The organism is Pseudofrankia sp. EUN1h, assembly GCF_001854645.1.
GTDB classification, from domain to species: domain Bacteria; phylum Actinomycetota; class Actinomycetes; order Frankiales; family Frankiaceae; genus Pseudofrankia; species Pseudofrankia saprophytica.
In genome coordinates this window covers 1-16,603 of the sequence record NZ_MBLN01000077.1, presented here as the reverse complement: position 1 = coordinate 16,603, position 16,603 = coordinate 1, and the positions used below count along the sequence as shown (strand labels likewise).

General features: G+C 71.7%; 12 protein-coding genes and 1 pseudogene. 10 read left to right on the top strand and 3 right to left on the bottom strand.

Annotated features, from left to right (window positions below):
* Positions 1 to 5: 5 nt before the first annotated feature.
* Positions 6 to 809, bottom strand: a complete 804-nt coding sequence (locus BCD49_RS30640; protein ID WP_035928770.1) for an SDR family oxidoreductase — start codon at positions 807 to 809, stop codon at positions 6 to 8.
* A gap of 169 nt (positions 810 to 978) precedes the next feature.
* Between BCD49_RS30640 and BCD49_RS30635 the strand changes: the two genes are divergently transcribed.
* From BCD49_RS30635 to BCD49_RS30625, 3 genes are all read left to right on the top strand, one after another.
* Positions 979 to 2,004 carry a helix-turn-helix domain-containing protein gene (locus BCD49_RS30635; RefSeq protein WP_083401792.1) on the top strand — a complete coding sequence of 342 codons (1,026 nt, stop codon included), beginning with the start codon at positions 979 to 981 and terminating at the stop codon, positions 2,002 to 2,004.
* A gap of 170 nt (positions 2,005 to 2,174) precedes the next feature.
* A complete protein-coding gene (locus BCD49_RS30630; RefSeq protein ID WP_007512082.1) occupies positions 2,175 to 3,158 on the top strand; it encodes an LLM class flavin-dependent oxidoreductase in 984 nt (327 codons plus the stop codon).
* A 111-nt stretch (positions 3,159 to 3,269) separates the two neighbouring features.
* Positions 3,270 to 3,875, top strand: coding sequence for a TetR/AcrR family transcriptional regulator (locus BCD49_RS30625; protein ID WP_007512080.1), 606 nt, complete (start codon positions 3,270 to 3,272; stop codon positions 3,873 to 3,875).
* A 46-nt stretch (positions 3,876 to 3,921) separates the two neighbouring features.
* Here BCD49_RS30625 and BCD49_RS30620 read toward each other — a convergent pair whose 3' ends face one another.
* Positions 3,922 to 4,572: a TetR/AcrR family transcriptional regulator gene (locus BCD49_RS30620; RefSeq protein ID WP_007512078.1), complete on the bottom strand. Its 651-nt coding sequence runs from the start codon at positions 4,570 to 4,572 to the stop codon at positions 3,922 to 3,924.
* 36 nt (positions 4,573 to 4,608) lie between these two features.
* On the opposite strand from BCD49_RS30620, the gene BCD49_RS30615 reads away from it, so the two are divergent.
* On the top strand, positions 4,609 to 5,934 hold the full coding sequence (locus BCD49_RS30615) for an ABC transporter substrate-binding protein (RefSeq protein WP_071042198.1): 1,326 nt from the start codon (positions 4,609 to 4,611) through the stop codon (positions 5,932 to 5,934).
* A 91-nt stretch (positions 5,935 to 6,025) separates the two neighbouring features.
* Positions 6,026 to 6,850 (top strand): annotated as a pseudogene (locus BCD49_RS45380) (NAD(P)-dependent oxidoreductase); the annotation flags it as partial.
* A 173-nt stretch (positions 6,851 to 7,023) separates the two neighbouring features.
* Here BCD49_RS45380 and BCD49_RS45375 read toward each other — a convergent pair.
* The gene (locus BCD49_RS45375; RefSeq protein ID WP_007512072.1) at positions 7,024 to 8,235 is read right to left on the bottom strand and encodes a cytochrome P450; all 1,212 of its coding nucleotides are present in this window, start codon (positions 8,233 to 8,235) and stop codon (positions 7,024 to 7,026) included.
* A 457-nt stretch (positions 8,236 to 8,692) separates the two neighbouring features.
* Here BCD49_RS45375 and BCD49_RS30600 point away from each other — a divergent pair, with 457 nt between their 5' ends.
* From BCD49_RS30600 to fxsT (BCD49_RS30580), 5 genes are all read left to right on the top strand, one after another.
* Positions 8,693 to 9,808 (top strand): TIGR03857 family LLM class F420-dependent oxidoreductase, encoded by a 1,116-nt coding sequence (locus BCD49_RS30600; RefSeq protein ID WP_007512070.1) that lies wholly within the window; start codon positions 8,693 to 8,695, stop codon positions 9,806 to 9,808.
* Positions 9,805 to 11,007: a phosphotransferase gene (locus BCD49_RS30595; RefSeq protein WP_007512068.1), complete on the top strand. Its 1,203-nt coding sequence runs from the start codon at positions 9,805 to 9,807 to the stop codon at positions 11,005 to 11,007. Before BCD49_RS30600 ends, BCD49_RS30595 begins: the two co-directional genes overlap by 4 nt.
* A 73-nt stretch (positions 11,008 to 11,080) precedes the next feature.
* The gene (locus BCD49_RS30590; RefSeq protein WP_071042197.1) at positions 11,081 to 12,628 is read left to right on the top strand and encodes an acyl-CoA synthetase; all 1,548 of its coding nucleotides are present in this window, start codon (positions 11,081 to 11,083) and stop codon (positions 12,626 to 12,628) included.
* A 301-nt stretch (positions 12,629 to 12,929) separates the two neighbouring features.
* Positions 12,930 to 14,831, top strand: a complete 1,902-nt coding sequence (gene fxsT, locus BCD49_RS30585) for an FxSxx-COOH system tetratricopeptide repeat protein (protein ID WP_071042196.1) — start codon at positions 12,930 to 12,932, stop codon at positions 14,829 to 14,831.
* 204 nt (positions 14,832 to 15,035) lie between these two features.
* Positions 15,036 to 16,603, top strand: a 1,568-nt coding sequence (gene fxsT / locus BCD49_RS30580; RefSeq protein ID WP_083401819.1) for an FxSxx-COOH system tetratricopeptide repeat protein, incomplete at its 3' end; no start/stop codon positions are given.

The window sequence follows — 16,603 nt, the reverse complement described above, 5'->3', positions numbered from 1 at the left end:
GGTTGTCAGGAGGTGGCGGGGCTCGCGGTCATGAGCCGCTCGACCGCGGCGATCATGTCCGGGTAGCGCCTGGTCCGCGCACCGCCGTCGACGCCGTACAGCCCGCCGCTGACGTAGGACGCCTGGTCGGAGGCGAGGAACCAGACGAGGTTGGCGACCTCGTCCGGCTCGGCGAAGCGGCCGAGCGGGGCGTTGTCGACGAACTCCTCGACGAGACCCGGCACGCTCCACATCGGGCCCGTGGCCGCGGTCCGCACCAGGCCAGGCGCCACCGCGTTGACCCGGATGCCGTGCCGCCCGAGCTCCAGGGCGCTGACCTCGGTGAGCGCGACGACGCCGGCCTTGGCCGCGCAGTAGGCGCCCATGCCGCGGCCGGGCTGGACGGCGTTGAGGCTCGCGAGGGTGACGATCGCGCCGCCGCGGCCCGCGTCCCGCAGCGCGCGGGCGCCATGCTTGACCGTGAGGAACGCCCCGTGCAGGCACAGGTCCACCACCCGGCGCCACTCGGCGAAGTCGTGGTCGGCGATCTCGGCGGACGAGCCGCCGCCGGCGTTGGCGACCACGGCGTCCAGCCGGCCGAACCGGGCGCCGGCCAGGCCGATCAGCGAGGCGACGTCCTCCTCGACGGTCACGTCGCACCGCGCCGCGGCGAACGCGTCCGGGCCGAGCTCGGCCGTGAGCGCGGCGAGGCCCGCCTCGTCGACGTCCCCGCCCACGACCTTCCCGCCCTCGGCGACGAAGCGCCGCGCGACGGCCCGCCCGATGCCGTTCGCCGCCCCGGTGACGACGCCGACCCAGCCAGGCGGCATGCCTCTCGTCGGGGTCGGCTCCGTGCCCGCCTGCCGCGGTACACGGTCGGCGGCCGGTAAGCGGCCAGGGGCGTCGTGCGCCGCGTCGGTCATCGGCGTCTCCTCGGTAGGCGGCGGGCGGGGTCGTCTGACCCTCGCAGGATGCAGTGCCCAAATCAACGGTGGCATTATGCAAACGGCCGCCATGCTGGCCGGCTATCGTCGGGACGCCATGACCAGACCCTCGCCGCAGACAGAGCGGCTCATCGACCTGGTGGACCTGCTGGCCACGCGCCCCGACGACGGCTTCACGCTGGCCGACATCGCCCGGGCGGYCGGCGTCAACAAGGCCACGGTTCATCCGATGGTGGTTGCCCTGGCCCGCCGCGGCTGGCTGCTGCGCCATCCCCAGCGGCACACCTACCGGCTGGGCCCCGCGCTCGTCGCCACGGGCCGCGCGGCGGCCCGCGGCCATCCGGTGGTCGACAGCGCCCGGCCGGTCGTGCGGGAGATGGCCGAGGCGACCGGCCTGATGTGTCTCGCGCTGGTCGCCGGCGCCATCCCGGGCGAGCACGACGAGCTGCTGGTCGCGGAGATCGGCCGGCCGGTGGTGGACGGCGCGGTCGGCGGCGCGGCCCAGCAGCCGGTCACCACCTACTTCGGCCTGCGCCTGGGTCAGCGGATACCGCCCCAGCCGCCGCTCGGCTCGGTCTGCGTCGCCTGGGCCGACGACGGGGCCGTCGACCGATGGCTGGCGCGCCTCGGCCCGGACCGGCCGGCGGACGCGCTGGCCCGGGTGGCTCCGGGCCTGGCCGGTGTCCGCGCCCGCGGCTGGGCGCTGGAGGTCGAGAACCGGGTGCGGGAACGTCTCGGCACGCTCGCCGCCGAGCTCGGCGAGGACCAGCGCCACGCGGAGCATGCCGAGACGCTGCGACGGCTGATGAGCGAGATCGGCGGCATGTTCGACCTGGCGGACACCCTGCCCGCGACCATCGACCCGGCAGCGGGCTACCGCGCGTCCGCCGTCAACGCGCCGGTCTTCGACGCCGCAGGCACGGTCGTCGTCGTCCTGTGCCTCGTGTGCGCGGACGGCCACGGCGGGATGCCGGTGCGCCCGGGCGCCGAGATCCTCGGGCTCGGTGAACGGGTGCGGGCGGCCGCCGACGCCCTGACCGCCGCCACCCACGGCCGTCCGCCGGCCTCGCGCGCGGTTTGAGTGCGTCGCGGCACGACGCGTGTCGCTCCCGGTTGACAGACCCACCCGATTTCGGGATGTTCCAACCCGAAATCATGCCGTACCGGTCGCGTGGCTGACCCGGACGGTCGAGACACACGACGGCCGGGTCTCCGTCTCGGCAGGTGTCGCCCGGCGCAGGAGGTTCGGCGATGTTCATCATGCGGTTCGACATGCGGGCACCGGCGACGGGGGCGCCCGCGCGGGACCTGTACGCCGCGGCGACCGAGATGGCCGCGTGGGCCGAGACCCGTGGCTGCGTGACGGTGGTGCTCTGCGAGCACCACATGTCGGCGGACGGCTACCTGCCCGCGCCGCTGGTCCTCGCCGCCGCCATGGCGGCCCGGACCTCCGTCGTCCCGCTCTCCGTCGCCGCCCTGCCGCTGCCGTTATACGACCCGATCCGGCTCGCGGAGGAGATGGCGGTCCTCGACATCCTCAGCGGCGGGCGGCTCTTCTACGTCGCCGCCATCGGGTACCTGCCCGGCGAGTACGAGATGTACGGCGTGGACTTCCGCCGGCGCGGCCGGCTGGCCGACGAGCTGCTGCCGCTCCTGCTGCGTGCCAAGACCGGAGAGGCCTTCGAGCACGAGGGCCGCCGCGTCCAGGTGACCCCGACGCCGCTGACGCCGGGGGGACCGACGATCCTCTGGGGCGGCGGCAGCCCCGCGGCCGCCCGCCGGGCCGGCCGGCACGGCATCGGCTTCCTGGCCCAGAGCGACAACAAGGAACTGCACGTGGCCTACGAGGAAGCGGCGCGCGCGGCCGGCCACGAGCCCGGGATGTGCATGCTGAACTCGCCCGACGAGCCCTCGACGGTGTTCGTCGCGCAGGACGTCGACCAGGCGTGGGACGAGCTGGGTCCGTACCTGATGCACGACGTGCGCAGCTACGCCGCCTGGAACGAGGGCAACACCGACACCGCGAGCCTGTCGTTCGCGCGGACCGCCGAGGAGCTGCGGGCGGAGCGGCGCAGCCACCAGATCCTCGCGGTCGACGAGGCCGTGGAGCTCGTGCGTGGCGGCGGCATGCTCCGGCTGCACCCCCTGGTCGGCGGCCTGCCACCCGAGATCGGCTGGCGCTATCTCAAGACCGTGGCCGAGGAGGTCCTGCCCGCCGCCCAGCGGCCCGCATGACGGCCGGTCTCCGGTGCGCGGCCAGGCACGCAGGCGTCGCTCGTCGCGTCGACCGGCCGACCAATACGGAACACCTTCTCCCGTAATTGGTTCCCGCCATAGCATCTGTTCATGACCCCGGACCGGCCCCACGGGCGTCGGGGGCGTCCCCGTGACGCGAGCATCGATGTACGCGTGCTCGAGGCGGCCCGGCAGCTGCTCGTGGAGCTGGGGTTCGAGGCGACGACGGTGCAGGCGATCGCCGAGCGCTCCGCGGTCCACGCGTCGGCTATCTACCGCCGGTGGCCGTCGCGCATCGAGATCATCGAGCAGGCCGTCTTCCCGGGGCTGGCGCCGGTCACGGTGCGACCGACCGGCGACCTGCGCCGCGACCTGCGCCGGTTCATCCGCGCCTACGCGGCCACGATGGCGGGTCCGGCCGCGCGCGCCGCGGTGCCGGGGCTGCTCGCCGTCTATCAGTCGGCCGGGCGCGCGAACGCCGCCGAGACGTGGTTCGCGGTCTCGGCGCGGCCGCAGTTCCTCGACATCCTCCGGGCGGCGCCACCCGGCAGTGTGGACCCGGCGGCCGACCCCGACGACGTCTTCGACACGCTGCTCGGCTGCGTCCTGGCGAGAACCCTGATCCCCACCGTCGCCCAGCGCAACCGCCCCCTGGAGCGTCTCGTCGACATCTGCGCGCGCCTTCTGCGGCCGGCGACCGCGGACGCTCGCTCCTGACCGCTCGGCCCTCGAGCCGCCGTTCGAGCAGTCGGGGCCGCCGCGGCTACGGTCGGTCCCGGCCGGCCAGGACGGCGCGGGCGAGCAGGTCGACGATGTAGTCGCTGGTCATGTCCCGACCGGAGAACCGGCGGATGAACAGGTGGAACAGCACCGAGCCGATCAGCATGTCGAGGACGTCGTCGCTGTCGACGTCCGCGTGCGGGTGGTCGGGCACGGCCTTGGCGAGCATCTCGCGGAACGGCTCGCGGACGCTGCCGCCGACCCGCTGCCCGGCGAGCGCGTTGTTCTCGGGATCCGACTGGTAGACGCTCAGCAGGGCGGGCAGCGCGGCCCGGGCCGCCGGCAGGTCGAAGGTCGCGACGAAGGCGTCCACGTACCGCTTGAGGTCGCGCCGCAGATCGCCGGTCGGCCGCACCACGAGGCGGTCGAAGCCGGGGAAGATCGCGTTCTCGATCATCGCGGTCCGCGAGGGCCAGCGGCGGTAGATGGCGGGCGCTCCCACGCCGGCGCGGCGCGCGACGGCGGCGATCGTGGTGTCGGCGAATCCCTTCTCGCTCAGCAGCTCCAGCGTGGCCTGCCTGATCCGTTCGTCGACCTGGGGATCGCGCGGCCGTCCGCGCGAGGGGTCGGCGACGCCGGGTGTTGCCCGGGCCGGCGAACCGTCGCTAGAGTGCGTTTCGTTATATTGCGACACGTAATTATTCTAGCCTTCTGATCGACGGAGCGATGGATGAGCCACTCGTACTCGGACAGCGAGTTCGTGGAGCGGATGTTCCCGGAGCCGACGGAGCACGGGATCGCCGAGYCCGACCGCGCGGTGACCAACGTCCGGTCGGGCACCGACGCGCCCGACGCCGGCGCGGCCACGAAGTGGTATGAAGGCGGCGGCCGCATCGGGGAGAAGGCACACGCCGACATCGTCGTGTACCCCCCGACCCGCGGCCTGCAGACCCAGGGCGACGCGTTCGAGCCGGTGAAGATCGGCCTGCTCATGGACATCGAGAACGGCCAGCTCATCTTCGACTGGATCAACGCGACGATCCTTGCCTTCGAGGACGCGCTGAACGAGGGGATCTACGACCGGCCGGTCCGCCTCGTCGTCGCCGACGCCCGCGGCCTTCCCCGGGAGAACTTCCAGAAGACCCGCACCGGCTACGAGTGGCTCTGCGACCAGGGGTGCGTCGTCGTGCTCGGCCCGGAGGTCAGCGACAACTCGCTGTCGCTGCAGGAGCTGGTCAACCGGCGCAAGGTGCCCGTCATCGCCTGGACGGGCGCCTGGCGGTTCGCCAGCGAGTACTGCTTCACCATCGCCAACGGCGACGTCCCCACCGAGGGGGTGATGTGCGCCCAGTGGCTGAAGAGCCAGGGGCACCAGAAGGTCGGCATGTTCTGGGAGCAGGGCAGCTCGGGGCGTGACTACGCCGGCTTCTTCCGGGACGAGTGCAACAGCCTCGGRCTGACCATCGCCCGCGACATCAAGCTCGGGCCGAACCCGCGGGGCCTCACCGACCACCTCCGGTCGATGCGCGAGGACGGCATCACCGGCATCTACTACGGCGGGTACGGCTACTCCACCTTCCACTTCGCCGAGGCGTTCAGGACGCTCGACTGGGACCCGCCGCGGGTCATGGGCACGGCGTTCATGTTCTACTCCAACACCAACACGTGGGCGGAGGGCCTGGAGGGCTGGCACGGCGTCGACCAGCTCGGCGTGGAGGGCACGAACCCGAACTACGAGGCCATGGTCGCGCGGTTCGAGAAGCGCTTCGGCCGGGTGTCGAAGAACGTCGTCGTCGCCCTGGGCTACGACACGGCGCGGGTGGGCATCCACGGGGTCGCCAACGCCGCGATGGCCACCCCCGAGGAGGTCAAGGAAGGCATCGAGCGCATCCGCTGGATGCCCGCCACCAACGGCGGCCCGGCCACCTACATCCAGTTCGGCCCCTGGGACCACAAGGGCTACAAGGGCGACTTCCTGACGATCCGGGAGCTGCGCGGCGGCCAGCTGCGGTTCGACGGCTACCACCGTCCGCAGCACCCGATCAACAGTCTGTAGTAAACGATCGGGATGTATATAACCTGCAATATCTGATCCCTGCTCCTCGGGTGGTCTGGCTCAGGCCCACCCCTGCCTTCCTGGAGGCTCCGTGGGACACCCGTCGGTCGGGCTGGTCGGGCTGGGGATCCTCGGCGCGCCGATCGCGCGCCGGCTGGTCGGCGCGGGCCTGGTCACGACGGTCCACGACGTGCGGCCCGCGCCGGTCGCCGACGCCGTCGAGGYGGGCGCCCGCGGCCTCGCGACGGCCGCCGRGGTCGCGGCGGCCAGTGACGTCACGCTCGTGTGCGTCCGCGACGACGCCCAGTGCGTCGACGTGCTGTCAGGTGAGCGTGGCGTGCTCGCGGGCGCGCGTCCCGGGCACGTCGTCGCCATCCTGTCGACGGTGCACCCGGACACCGTCGCGGACCTCGCATCGGCGGCCGCCGGCCGCGGCGTCGACCTGGTGGACGCCCCGCTGACGGGAACCGGCGCCGAGGGCGTCCGGGAAGGGTCGATGTGGGCACTGGTCGGCGGGCAGCCGGCGGCGGTCGACGCGGTCGAGCCGGCGCTGGCGACGTTCACCGGCCGGCTGGTGCGCGCCGGGCCCCTGGGCAGCGGCGCCGCGCTGAAGCTGGCCCACAACGTCATGGTCTACCTCGACTACCTGGCGTCCTATGAGGCCGCCCAGCTGGCGCGCGCACTGGGGGTGGCCGACGGCCTGCTGGTCGAGGTCACCCGGGCCTCCGGGACGCTCTCGGCTCAGGCCGACGTCTTCCTGAACATCCACGAGCGGCGCCGCGGCCAGCCGGTGGACCCCGACCACGAGTACTTCGCCACCGTCTCGGCGCTGCTCGAGAAGGACCTGCGGCACGCGGTCGAGCTCGCCCGCGACCGAGGCCTCGACCTGCCGGCCGCGAGCCTCGCCGCCAGCATGGGCGACGCGCTTTACGCGGTACGCCCCTCGGTGGCGCCGGACGTGGACGAGGGCGGGGCCGGGCGGCTCGGTCCGGACCGGCCGCCTGAACCGGTCACGCCGGCGGGAGACGCGCGCTGGCGAGAAACAGTGCTAGCGCCGGCCCACCGTCACAAGCCGCTTCCCAGGCCGTGTCAGGCCGGGATGAGGCGGACCGGCATCGCCGTGACGCCGTTGACGAAGTTCGAGCGCAGCCGGGTCGGCGGCCCGAGCGGCTCGACGCGGCGCACCCGGGCGGCGAGCGTCCGGTACATCAGCTCGATCTCGAGCATGGCGAGGTGGCGGCCGAGGCAGAAGTGCGGGCCGCCGCCGCCGAAGCCGAGCTGCGGGTTGGGGCTGCGGCCGATGTCGAAGGTGTACGGGTCGTCGAAGACCGCCTCGTCGAAGTTCGCCGAGGCGTAGAACATGACGACCTTGTCGTTCTCGCGGATGAGCTGGCCGCCGAGCTCGACGTCCTGGGTGGCGGTGCGGCGGAATCCGTTGACCGGGCTGACCCAGCGGACGATCTCGTCGGCGGCCTTCGACGCCAGGCCGGGGTCCGCGCGCAGCCGCTCCCACTGGTCGGGATGGTCGATCATCGCCTGCATCCCGCCGGCGATCGCGTTGCGGGTCGTCTCGTTGCCGGCGAACATCAGCAGCAGGAAGAACAGGTCGAACTCCAGCTCGGACAGCTCCTGGCCCTGCTCGTCCTTGGCCACCAGGCGGCTGACGATGTCGTCGGCCGGGCAGGCGCGCTTGGCCGCGCCGAGGTCGTTGGCGTACCCGTAGGCCTCCATGACGGCGACCGCGGCGTCACCGTCGCTGTCCAGCTGCCCGTCGGTCGCGGCGGCGAGCCGGTTGGACCAGTCGAACAGCTTGCCCCGGTCCTCGACCGGCACGCCCATCAGCTCGGCGATCACGATCAGCGGGAGGTCGGCGGCACACAGCTCGATGAAGTCCCCGGAGCCGGCCGCCAGCGCCTCGTCGACGATCCGCTCGCAGGTGTCCCGCAGGTGCTGGGTCATCCGGCTCACCATCTTCGGGGTGAACCCACGGTTGACCAGGCCGCGCAGCCGGTTGTGCTCCGGCGGGTCCATGTTCAGCATCATCAGCCGCTGCTGGGCGATGCTCTCCTCGGTCATCTCGCCCAGGTTCGCGGTGCACCGGTTCGAGGAGAACAGCTCCGGGTTGCGGGACACCCGGGTGACGTCGGCGTGCCGGGTGACCGCCCAGAGGCCGTCGGGGCGCTCGTGGTCGGGATGGTGGAAGACGGGGGCCTGCGCGCGCAGCACCCGGAAGTCCTCGTGGGGGATGCCGCTCTCGTAGCGGGCGGGGTCGTAGACGTTGATGGTGTCCAGCGACGGCATGGGTCCTCCGAAGGGCACGGCGCGGCCGGCGGGGCCCCTCTCCCGTGGCACGGCGGGCGGAGCGACTGCCGGTTGATCGGGCGGACCGGCGCGTCGAGTCCGTTCGCGGCAGGGAGCCGAGGGCTCCGGCGCTTTACGGTATTGCCGAGTCTTGGCAAATGTGTGGAGGGACAGGACTGGCCCGAAGGCTCGTGCTTGGCCCGCCGTGACGGCGCGGCCGGCGGATCCGGTCGGCGGCCGTTGTCTGCCGCTCGCAGAAAGGATACTTTATGCAACATCTGGTCGCACGGCCTGCCGCTCGCGGCGGGCGTCCACCCCCGGYCGCGCCGAGGTGTTCGGGAGGAGCGCGGTGAGTACGCGCGGAACCGTTCATCGACGGCCCGGGGGCGTCTAGGCCTACCCGCAGTACCAGTCGGTCGGCGTGCGGCCGGCCGGACCGATCCGGACGGAGCGCGACGTGACGCCGAACCAGCCGCCCGACCAGCCGACGGGCAGTCCCCAGCTCACCGAGCTGGGTTTCTACACGTTAGCCGGGCACAGCTCGGCACCCCGTGACCTGGTCGACGAGGTACGCGCCGCCGAGGAACTGGGTATCGGCGCCACCTTCATCTCCGAACGGTTCAGCACCAAGGACGCGGCGACGCTGTCCGGCGCCGCCGGAGCGGTCAGCACGTCGATCGGCATCGCCACCGGCGCGACGAACCACAACACCCGCCATCCGATCGTGACCGCGACGATGGCGGCCACCATGCACCGGCTGACCGGCGGCCGGTTCGCGCTGGGCCTGGGCCGGGGCTTCGACCGGCTGTTCCAGGCGTTCGGGCTGAAGCCGATCACCGGGGCGCAGATCGAGGACTTCGTCGGCGTGCTGCGCCGGCTGTGGCACGGCGAGATGGTGCTCGGCCACGACGGCCCGGCCGGCGCCTGGCCGTACCTGCACCAGGACGCCGACTTCGACGACGACATCCCGGTGATGCTCGCCGCGCTCGGGCCGCGCTCGCTGGAGCTCGCCGGCCGCTGCCTGGACGGCGTCATCCTGCACACCTTCTACTCCGACACCGCGGTCCGCGAGGCGCTGGCCGCCGTCGCCCGCGGCGCCAAGGCGGCGGGCCGCGACCCGGCGAGCGTGCGGGTCTGGTCGGTGCTGGCCACCGTCTCCGACGAGGTCCCCGAGGACCGCCGGCTGCTCAAGACCGTCGGCCGGCTCGGCTCCTACCTGCAGGGCTACGGCGACCTGATGGTCCGGGTCAACGACTGGGACCCGGCGGTGCTGGCCCGGTTCCGCGCGGACGAGGTGGTCACCTCGGTCAAGGGCGGGATCGACGCCAAGGCGACGACGGAACAGCTTGAGCACATCGCCACGCTGATCCCGGCGGAATGGCTGGCGACGGCCGCGACCGGCAGCCCCGAGCAGTGCGCCCGGGCCGTCGCGCGCCAGTTCGATCTGGGCGTGACCGGAGTGATCATGCACGGCGCGACATCCGCGGAGCTCGCGCCCGTCGTCCATGCCTACCGCGGCGTCCGCCCGGCCGGCCTGTCCGGCCTGCCGGCCAACCCGGGGCGGTCGGCATGACGGCCGCGGACGGCACGGCCACGGCTGACGACACAGCCGCGCGGCGGGCGCCCGGTGAGGGCGACGACGTCGACGCCATCGGGACGGCCGCGCAGGTCGTCGACGACCCGGGCGAGATCACCCCGGCCTGGATGACCGCGGCGCTGCGCGGCGGCGGCGCTGGCGACGTCACCGTGACCGGCCTGCGCCACGAGGCGGTGGGCACGGGGCAGATGGGCTCCAGCTACCGCTTCCACCTGGAGTACGCGGACGGCGGGCCCGGCAGCGGCGGGCCCGATGACGCCGTGAGCACCGCCCCGCGCACGGTGGTGGTCAAGATGGGCGCGGGCGACCCGGACGGGCGCGGCGTGGTCCGGCAGGGCTACCGCAAGGAGGTCGGTTTCTACGCCCACCTCGCCGGTTCCGTGCGGATCCGCACGCCGCACTGCTGGCAGGCGGCCATCAGCCCGGACTCCCGCTTCTTCACGCTGGTACTCGCCGACGCGCACCCGGCCCGCGCGGGCAGTCAGGAGGCCGGCTGCGACGTCGACCAGGCCGCCGACGCCGTCCGCAACCTCGCCGGGCTGCACGCCCCGTTCTGGAACAGCGCGCTGCTCGACGCCGAGTCGTCCTGGCTCGCGCGCTCCGACGACGCCGCGCGGGCGTTCATGGGCGAGCTGCACGTGGCGGCCACCGCGGATTTCGTCGAGCGCTACCGGGCCGAGCTCGACCCGCGCGACGCGGACACACTGCGGCGCGCCGCCGCGCTGACCTACCGCTGGCAGAGCGCCTACGAGGCGCCCTACTCGGTACTGCACGGCGACTACCGGCTGGACAACCTGCTGTTCCCGGCGGACGGCCCGGGGGTGTGCGCGGTCGACTGGCAGACGATCTCGATCGGGCTGCCCGGCCGTGACCTCGCCTACTTCCTGTCCACCGCGCTGTCCCCGGACGTGCGCCGCGCGCACGAGGGCGAGCTGGTCGACGCCTACCACCGGCGGCTCGTCGAGCTCGGCGTCACCGGCTACACGGTGGCCGACTGCTTCGACGACTACCGGCGCGGCCTGCCGCACGGGCCACTGATCACGGTGCTCGGCTGCGTCTACGCCGCCGGCGTCCGGTCGGACAACTCCGACCGGATGTTCCTCTCGATGGCCCACGGCGCCTGCGCGGCCATCCGTGAGCTGGAGGCGCTGGAACTCATCGAGGCGGAGGCATGACCGAGCGGGCGCGGCGATCCTCGAGTCCTCGGCCGCCTTCGGGGCTTGGCACACAGACGCTGGAGGTCCGCTGATGTACCCAGGCTTGCACGCGGCCGCTCACCCGGCAAAGGCCGCCGTCGTCATGGGCACCTCGGGCGAGCGCGTCAGCTACCGGGAGCTCGACGAGCGGTCCATCCGCCTGGCCCGCCTGCTACGGGAGCGCGGGGTGCGCCCCGGTGACGCGGTGGCGATCGTCGCCGAGAACCATCCGCGCTACCTGGAGGTCGTCTGGGCCGCGCTGCGTTCCGGCTTCTACCTGACGGCGGTGAACTGGCATCTCGCCGCGGACGAGGCGGCGTACCTCGTCAACGATTCGGCGGCGAAGGCGCTCGTCGCGACGAGGCGGTTCGGCGAGCTGGCGACGCGGGTGGCGCAGCTCGCGCCGGAGTGCGGCATCCGGCTGATGATGGACGGCTCCGTGGACGGATTCGAGACCTACGAGGCCGCCATCGCCGCCCGCTCCGCCGAGCCGCTGGCCGAGCAGCCCCGGGGCGACGTGATGCTCTACTCGTCGGGAACGACGGGACGGCCCAAGGGCATCCGGCGCAGGCTGTCCGGTGACGCGGTCGACGAGCCGGGCCGGGGCGGGATCTCCACCCTCGCGCGGTTCCTGTTCGGGATGACGGAGGAATCGGTTTACCTGTGCCCGACGCCGCTGTACCACGCGGCCGGGCTGCAGTGGTCGACCGGCGTGCACGAGATCGGAGGGACCCTTGTCATCCTCGACAAGTTCGACGCGGAGCAGCTGCTGGCCGTCATCGAGCGTGAACGGGTCACCCATGTCCAGGTGGTGCCGACGATGCTGGTCCGGCTGCTGAAGCTGCCCGACGAGGTGCGGCTCCGGTACGACCTGTCCAGCCTGCGGCGACTGATCCACGCCGCCGCTCCGTGCCCGGTGGACGTGAAGCGCCAGATGATCGACTGGCTCGGCCCGATCGTCGACGAGTACTACTCGGGGACGGAGGGCGCCGGGCTCACCTACATCGGCGCCGAGGACTGGCTGGCGCACCCGGGCTCGGTGGGCCGGCCGCTGATAGGCACCCCGCACGTCTGCGACGAGGCCGGGCRGGAGCTGCCGACCGGCGAGGCCGGGACGCTGTACTTCGAACGCGACGAGGAGCCGTTCGAGTACCACCGGGACCCGGAGAAGACCCGGGAGAGCCGCCACCCACGCCACCCCACCTGGGCGACCGCCGGCGACATGGGCTACCTCGACAAGGACGGCTACGTCTACCTGACCGACAGGAAGAGCTTCACGATCATCTCCGGCGGCGTGAACATCTACCCGGCGGAGATCGAGGCCGCGCTGGTCATGCACCCGCTGGTCGCCGACGTCGCCGTGTTCGGGCTGCCGGATCCCGAGATGGGGGAGTACGTGCACGCCGTGGTACAGCTCGCCGACGGCGTCGAGGGCTCGCCCGAACTGGCCGAGGAACTCCGTACCTACCTGCGTCGCGGCATCGCCGGCTACAAGGTGCCGCGGGTCGTCGTGTTCCGCGAGGAGCTGCCGAGGATGCCCACCGGCAAACTCGCCAAGGGAAAGCTCCGGGAGGAGTACCTGGCCGACTCGCCGGCCTGACGAGAAAGGACTGGCGGCCGAGCGGTGCCCAGCTGGCGGCCGGCGAACGGCTCGGCAGGACCATGCCATTCGGAACGTCTCCGCGGGTAGTCGGATCAACAGTCCTCGCGTAGTAGTGCTCTCTTGYGACGAGGCGAGGAACCGAAATTACTCACCCTCAAGTGTGACGTCGGTCACTCAGTGGTGTTTGGTGATGTGTTCGGTGGGTGCTGGCTGTAGCTGCATCGTCGGTGGGATGATGTTTGTCTGAGTCACTGGCGTGCCACGGCTGGTGGCTGGTTGGTGACGGGGGTGGCTGTCGGTGGGTGGTTTGTCGGCGGATGAGGTTGGGGCGTTTGCGGAGGTGTTCCCGGACGCGCTGGCGGCGGGCCGGGTGTTGGTGGCGGCGGGTGTGCCTGTGAGTCGGCATCCGTCGTGGGTGGCGTCGTCGGATGYGCTGGGGTTCTGGTCGGCGGTGTCGTCGTTGCTGGCGAATGGGCTGATCGAGGACGGCCGGGCGGTCCTGTGTGCTGCGGCGTTGGCGCTGTATCCGGCGAATCCGGTGTTTCGGGCGGGTGCTTTGCCTTCGGGTGGTCCGGTGGGGGCTGGGGTGTGGTCGTTGCCGTGGCCGCGGAATCCGCATTTCACGGGCCGTGAACGGGAGCTGGCGGACCTGCGGGCCCGGCTGGTGGGGGATGGTCGTGCGGTGGCCGTACCGCAGGCTCTGCATGGTCTGGGTGGAGTCGGGAAGACGCAATTGGCGGTGCAGTACGCCTACCGGCACGCCGGTGACTATGACCTGGTGTGGTGGGTGCCGGCGGAGGATCCGGCGCTGGCGTTGGCGGCGTTGGCGGCGTTGGCGGAGCGGGTCGGGGTCGGGGTGGCTGGGCAGGCGGAGGAGTCCGCCTGTGCGGTGGTGGAGCTGCTAGGCCAGGGGGACCGTTTCGCGCGTTGGTTGCTGATAGTTGACAACGCGGAGGCGCCGTCCGATCTGTACGGGGTGGTGTCGGTGGCTGGTCGCGGTGGTCATGTGTTGGTGACGACGCGGGATCCGGGCTGGTCGCGTCTTGCGGGCACGGTGGAGGTGGACGTGCTGCCGCGGGACAGGTCGGTGGTGTTGTTGCGGGAGCGGGCTCCGCGGCTGTCGGAGGTGGAGGCGGGGGAGATTGCGGCGGCGGTGGAGGATTTGCCGTTGGCGTTGGAGCAGGCGGGGGCGTGGCTGGCGGAGACGGGTATGCCGGCGGGGGTGTACGTGGATCTGCTGCGGGTGCGGGTGTTGGAGGTGATGGCCCGGGGCACTCCGGCGGATCATGTGCCGGTGGCGGCGACGTGGACCGTGGCGCTACGTGGTCTGGATGAGTCAGCGGTGGTGCTGGCGCGGTTGTGGGCGCAGCTAGGCCCGGAGCCCATCCCCGTGGACTTGATCCGGCCGCAGGTCGCGCGCCTGCTCCCGCGACGACTCCGCAAGGTCGCCCATGATCCCATCAGGTTCCGGGACACCGTGAGCAGGCTTGCCCGGACAGCGATCGTGCGTCTGGTCGCTGATGACCAGGTGGTGATGCACCAGCTGGTCCAGGCCGTTTTGCGCGACGACACCCCGGAGGCGGCCCGGCCGGTGCTGCGCCGGGTAGTGCAGGGGCTGCTTGCCGAGGGCCATCCGCCGGACAGGTCGACTCCTGCGGGCTGGGGCCGGTACGCCCGGCTCTATCCCCATGTCCTGGCAACCGGTCTCCTGGACACCGACACCGACGCGGGCCGGGATTTCCTGATAGCTCTGGCCTCGGCTTTGCGTGATCAGGGTGACTATCCGACCAGCCGTCGTATTGGCGAACACGCCCACGGCCGGTGGGCCACGAGCCTCGGTGAGGATCATCCGGACACGATCGTCGCGGCGTCGAACCTCGCGGCCACCCTGGCGGACCAGGGTGATTACCTGGCCGCGCGTGTCCTGCAGGAGGACGTGCTGGCCCGGGGGCGGCGGGTGTTGGGTGAGGATCATCCGGACACGATCGTCGCGGCGTCGAACCTCGCGGCCACCCTGCATGAGCAGGGTGATTACCTGGCCGCGCGTGTCCTGCAGGAGGACGTGCTGGCCCGGGGGCGGCGGGTGTTGGGTGAGGATCATCCAGACACGATCCGCGCCAGGGCAGCACTAGCCGATCCTGACGGCTGGGGGCGGCTGCGGACTTTACCACCGGATTCCCAGATCGGCGATCTCGAGTAGCAGTGCTCTCTCGTGCTGAGGCAAGAAACCGAAATTACTCACCTTCACGTTGTGATGTCGGTCACTCGGTGGTGTTTGGTGATGTGTTCGGTGGGTGCTGGCTGTAGCTGCGCCCCTGGTGGGATGATGTTCGTCTGAGTCACTGGCGTGCCACGGCTGGTGGCTGGTTGGTGACGGGGGTGGCTGCCGGTGGGTGGCTTGTCGGTGGGTGAGGTCGCGGCGTTCGCGACGGTGTTCCCGGATTCGGGTTCGGCTGGGCGGGTTCTGGTGGCTGCGGGTGTGCCTGTGGAGCGGTTGCCGTCGTGGGCGGCGTCGGATGCTCTGGGTTTCTGGTCGGCGGTGTCAGGGCTGCTGTCGAACGGGTTGATCGAGGACGGCCCGGCCGTTCTGTGTGCGGCGGCCTTGGAGCTGTTTCCGGCGAATCCGGTGTTCCGGGCAGGTGCTGCACGTTCGGGCTCGGCGACGGCGGCGGGTGGTGGTGTGGTGTGGTCGTTGCCGTGGCCGCGGAATCCGCATTTCACGGGCCGTGAGGAGGAGCTGGCGGACCTGCGGGCCCGTCTGGTGGGGGATGGCCGGGCGGTAGCGGTGCCTCAGGCCCTGCACGGTCTGGGTGGGGTCGGGAAGACGCAATTGGCGGTGCAGTACGCCTACCGGCATGCGGGTGACTACGACTTGGTGTGGTGGGTGCCTGCGGAGGATCCGGCGTTGGCACTGGGGGCTTTGGCGGCGTTGGCGGCGCGGGTCGGGATGGCGGCGGCTGGGCAGGCGGAGCAATCGGCGCGTGCGGTTGTAGAGGTGCTTCGGCATGGTCAGCGGTTCCCGCGCTGGTTGATCATCCTGGACAACGCGGGTGGGCCGGACGATCTGTACGGGTTGTTGTCGGCAGCTGGTGGTGGGCATGTGCTGGTGACGACGCGGGATCTGGCGTGGTCGCGGCTGGCGGGCACGGTAGAGGTGGACGTGCTGCCGCGGGACCGGTCGGTGGCACTGCTGCGGGAGAGGGCGCCACGGCTATCGGTGGCCGAGGCGGGGCAGATCGCGGCGGCAGTGGACGATTTGCCGTTGGCGTTGGAGCAGGCCGGCGCGTGGCTGGCGGAGACCGGAATCTCGGCCCGGGAGTATGTGGATCTGCTGCGAGGGCGTGTGTCGGAGGTGATGGCCCGCGGCGTCCCGGCGGATCATGTGCCGGTCGCGGCGACGTGGACGGTGGCGCTACGGACGTTGGATGAGTCGGCGGTGTTGTTGTTGCGGTTGTGGGCGCAGTTCGGTCCGGAGCCGATCCCGGTGGACCTGGTCCGACCTGAGGTCGCCGGTCTGTTGCCTGCGCCGTTGGGYGAGGCAGCCCGTGATCCGTTGGTGTTGCGGGATGTCGTCGGGACGTTGGTGCGGACGGCGATGGTGCGTCTGGTTGCGGGTGACCGGGTGGTGATACACAGGCTGGTCCAGGCCGTTTTGCGGGACGACACCCCGCAGGCGCTTCGGCCGATGCTGCACCGGGCGGTGCAGGGTCTACTTGCCCAGAGCCATCCGCCCGATGGGACGATTCCTGCGGGCTGGGGACGGTACGCGCAGTTGTATCCCCATGCCGTGGCGACGGGTCTGCTGAATACCGACAGCGACACGGGCCGGAAATTCTTGCTGGCGCTGACTGCGGCCTTGCGTAACCAGGGCGACTACCCGACCAGCCGCCGCATCGGCGAACACGTCCACGACCGGTGGACCACCGAACTCGGTGTGGATCATCCGGACACGATCAGCGCGGCGTTGAACCT